Source organism: Candidatus Thiosymbion oneisti, assembly GCF_900092655.1.
GTDB classification, from domain to species: domain Bacteria; phylum Pseudomonadota; class Gammaproteobacteria; order Chromatiales; family Chromatiaceae; genus Thiosymbion; species Thiosymbion oneisti.
Window position 1 is genome coordinate 1 of record NZ_FLUY01001495.1, and the last position, 3,691, is coordinate 3,691.

Below are 3,691 nucleotides of genomic sequence, written 5' to 3' on the forward strand. Positions count from 1 at the left end.
ACGCTGGAGCGTCAGATCCCTCCTCCGTCGGGACCAGGTCTGCTCCCACGCTGGAGCGTGGGGAGCCAGCCGAAAATGTGTTGGTTTTTAGACAGCCTCTAAGCGTTTGGCCGGGGAGGTCCAGGCTTGGTATTTCTCTTATCGATAAGGAACCCGACCATGGCAGAGCAGACCAGGCAAAACCGGACGGTCGCGGGCGGCCTGGGTGCGCTGCTTTCCAGTGCCCGACACTTGTGGCATCACCGCGTGGGGGATGTGAAGTGCCTGCTCAAGACCAACCAACCGGGGGGCTTCGATTGCCCCGGTTGCGCCTGGCCCGAGCCCAGGCAGGCCAGCCGTTTGGAGTTGTGCGAGAACGGCATCAAGGCCATTGCCCACGAGGCGACCCAGCGTCGCATCGGTCGTGAATTCTTTGCCCGCCACACCCTGTCCCAATTGCGTGGCCGGTCCTACTATTGGCTGGAACAACAGGGGCGTCTGACCGAGCCCCTGCGCTACAATCGTCACAGCGACCGCTATGAGCCTATCGGTTGGGAGGCGGCGTTTGCGCTCATCGGACGCCACCTGCGGGGCTTGGACCACCCGGACCAGGCCGTGCTCTATACCTCGGGACGCACCAGTAACGAGGCGGCCTTTCTCTTCCAGTTGTTCGGGCGCTTACTGGGGACCAACAACCTGCCCGATTCTGCCAATCTCTGCCACGAATCCAGCGGCGTGGCCCTGACCGAGGCCATTGGTACCGGCAAGGGAACAGTGACCTTGGATGACTTCGCGCTGGCGGATGCCATCTTTGTTTTCGGACAGAATCCGGGCAGCAACCACCCACGGATGCTGACGGAGCTGGAAAAGGCCGCCAGACGGGGGTGCAAGATCGTCTCCGTCAACCCGCTCCAGGAAGCAGGGCTCACGCGCTTCATCAACCCCAAACACCTGGGGGCGACCCTGTTCCAGCGGCCCACTTCGATTTCCAGCCTTTACCTGCAACCCCTGGTCGGCGGCGACCTGGCCTTGATCAAAGGCATGATGAAGGTCCTCCTGGAACGGGAGACCCAGCCGGGGGGAGGGGTCTTGGACCAGGATTTCATCGACAACCACACCCAAGGGTTCACGGTCTGCGTCCGGGACCTTGAGGACACGACCTGGACCCAAATCGAATCGGGAAGCGGCCTGAGTCGTGCCCAAATCACCCAAGCGGCCGAGCTCTACATGCAGGCCGAACGGGTCATTGCCTGCTGGGCCATGGGGCTCACCCAACAAAAACATGCGGTCGCTACCATCCAGACCTTGACCAATTGGATGTTGCTCGGTGGGAATCTGGGCAAACCGGGTGCCGGACTCTGCCCCGTGCGCGGTCACAGCAATGTGCAAGGGGATCGCACCATGGGCATTAGGGTGAAACCCGACCCGACCTTTTTAGAAGCCCTGGGCCGTGAGTTCCGATTCCGGCCCCCGCAAAGTCCGGGTTATGCTACGGTCGATTCTATCAAGGCCATGGCGGAAGCTAAGGTGAAGGCCCTGATCTGTATGGGAGGCAACCTGGCGGCCGCGGCCCCGGACCGGAACTACACCGAGGAGGCCCTGAGCGGGCTGCAACTCACGGTACAGATAAGTACCAAGCTGAACTTCAGTCACCTGGCTTGCGGTAAGGACGCCCTTATCCTGCCCTGTCTGGGTCGAACCGAGCTGGATCTGCAGGCTACGGGGCCACAACAGGTGACGGTAGAGGATTCCATGAGCATGGTCCATACCTCCCGCGGCCATCGGCGGCCGGCCAGTCCCCACCTGCGCTCCGAGCCGGCCATTGTCGCCGGCATGGCCAAGGCCGCCCTTGGTGAGCAGGGCCCCGACTGGGATGAACTGGTCGCCGATTATGATCGCATTCGCACCAAGATTGCGGCGGTGATTCCGGGCTTCAGGGACTACAACCGCAAGCTGCGGCAGGCAGGTGGGTTTTACTTGGGTAACAGCGCCCGCGAACGTCGCTGGCAGACCCCCACCGGCAAGGCGTGTTTTTTGGTGCATCCCTTACCTGACCTCCAGCTGGCCCCGGACCAGCTGCGCCTAATGACCCTGCGTGCCCACGACCAGTACAACACCACCATCCATGGTCTGAACGATCGCTATCGCGGTATCCAGGGGCGGCGCTTGGTCGTCTTCCTCCACCCGGAGGACATGCACGCCCGTGGCCTCAAGGAAGGCACGCGGGTAGAGCTCATCAGTGAAACCGAGGATGGCCTGCCACGACGCACGACAGACTTCGAGGTGGTCCCCTACGCTATACCCAAGGGCTGCGCGGCTGCCTACTTTCCCGAAACCAACGTCCTGGTCCCCATCGACAGCTACGCGGACCGCAGCCTCACCCCCACCAGCAAGTTGATTCCCATTCGCCTCCGGCCCGCGGGACTTGCTAAGGAGCTGTCTGGTTAAAAGCAATCCTGAAGGAACAAACCTGGGCCTGCGACCCGGATTTTGATCTAATGGGGCTAACCAGCGAAGATATCTTTCGGCTCAACGTCCTGCTCGCCAACAAGCCCCTGGCCATCCGGATCGACGAATCCAGGATGATCGTCTGGGGCCTGTCCGAAAGGGGCGAGTCCAAGGTCCCACTCCACCCGGAGGGGCGCCCCGAGCACTGTGTGCGCAGCGTCAGGGAGCTCATCTCCGGTCACATCCTCGGCTCCCCCGGTGGCTATCCGGTCTATCTCCGGCGCTGGACGCGTATGGGCCAGATGCGCGACGAGAGCCTGGAGCAACTCCTGATGCTGGGAGAGCCGGAGGCCGTGGTAGCGGCCGTCTGTGCCCCGGGCCTGACCGATGAGCTGGCAAGACGGGCCTGGTGGGCCATGGGAGATGCCGAGAACGCCCGCCACATGCTCGCCAATCCGGCCATCGTCGCCGGCAAGATGGGCCGGGTCCTCGCCCGTTACCTGCTGGAGTTCCTGCCTTTCGAGACCGAAACCGAGAAGATGACGGCGTCGGTCCGGCTTATCCTCCAGCCGGGGCTGATCGACGCCGAGGATCGGTTATCCCTGTGGAAAAAATCCGCCCGCAAGCAGGCCTATCTGGTGGGTTTCCTCCAGGCCCTGCCGGATGACCTACCGCAGCCCGTGCCCGCCCGGACCGATGCCGAGGACCATGCGCGGCACCTCCGACCCTTGGCCCAGGCCGGCAATCCATGCGCTGCCCTGCTGCTGCGCGTGCGGTCCTCGCCGGGCCAGACCTTTCTTAAAACCCTGGCGACCGTACTCGCCAAGCCCCCGACCCAGGACCTGGTCCAGGCCACCTTCGATCTGGTGCGCGCTTATTTCTCACCACTGCGCCCGGACGGCGATCCGGACTTGCCGCTGGCAGCCCTCGTACAGGATGCGCAGGACTATGCCCGTGCCGGCAATAGCCCGGAGGACGTGCGTGCGTGCTGCGATGCGGCACCGGGCCTGGCACCGGAAATATCCGCCATGCGTCTACTTTCGGGTTTGGGCTACGGCGTGCTGAGACCCGTGCTAAGAGACTCCACCGCCATCGGCAGCCTCATGCGCCGCAAGCTGCAACCGGTCATCGATCCCCTGTTGGAACAGATCGATAGACTGCGGGGAAAGCAGTAACCGTTGCTTAGGGCTGTAGGTTCCGGTAAGCATCGGGGTGAGGTTGCCGCCGCACTCCAAAACGTCCGGTGGTACCCTTCCATGATCGT

2 protein-coding genes are annotated in these 3,691 nt (G+C 63.1%); both read left to right on the forward strand.

The window, feature by feature from the left end; genetic code table 11:
• Positions 1-159: 159 nt before the first annotated feature.
• Positions 160-2,427, forward strand: coding sequence for an FdhF/YdeP family oxidoreductase (locus BQ17_RS15255; RefSeq protein ID WP_089728487.1), 2,268 nt, complete (start codon positions 160-162; stop codon positions 2,425-2,427).
• A 50-nt stretch (positions 2,428-2,477) separates the two neighbouring features.
• Positions 2,478-3,602, forward strand: a complete 1,125-nt coding sequence (locus tag BQ17_RS15260; protein ID WP_089728490.1) for a sulfur reduction protein DsrS — start codon at positions 2,478-2,480, stop codon at positions 3,600-3,602.
• Positions 3,603-3,691: the final 89 nt, after the last annotated feature.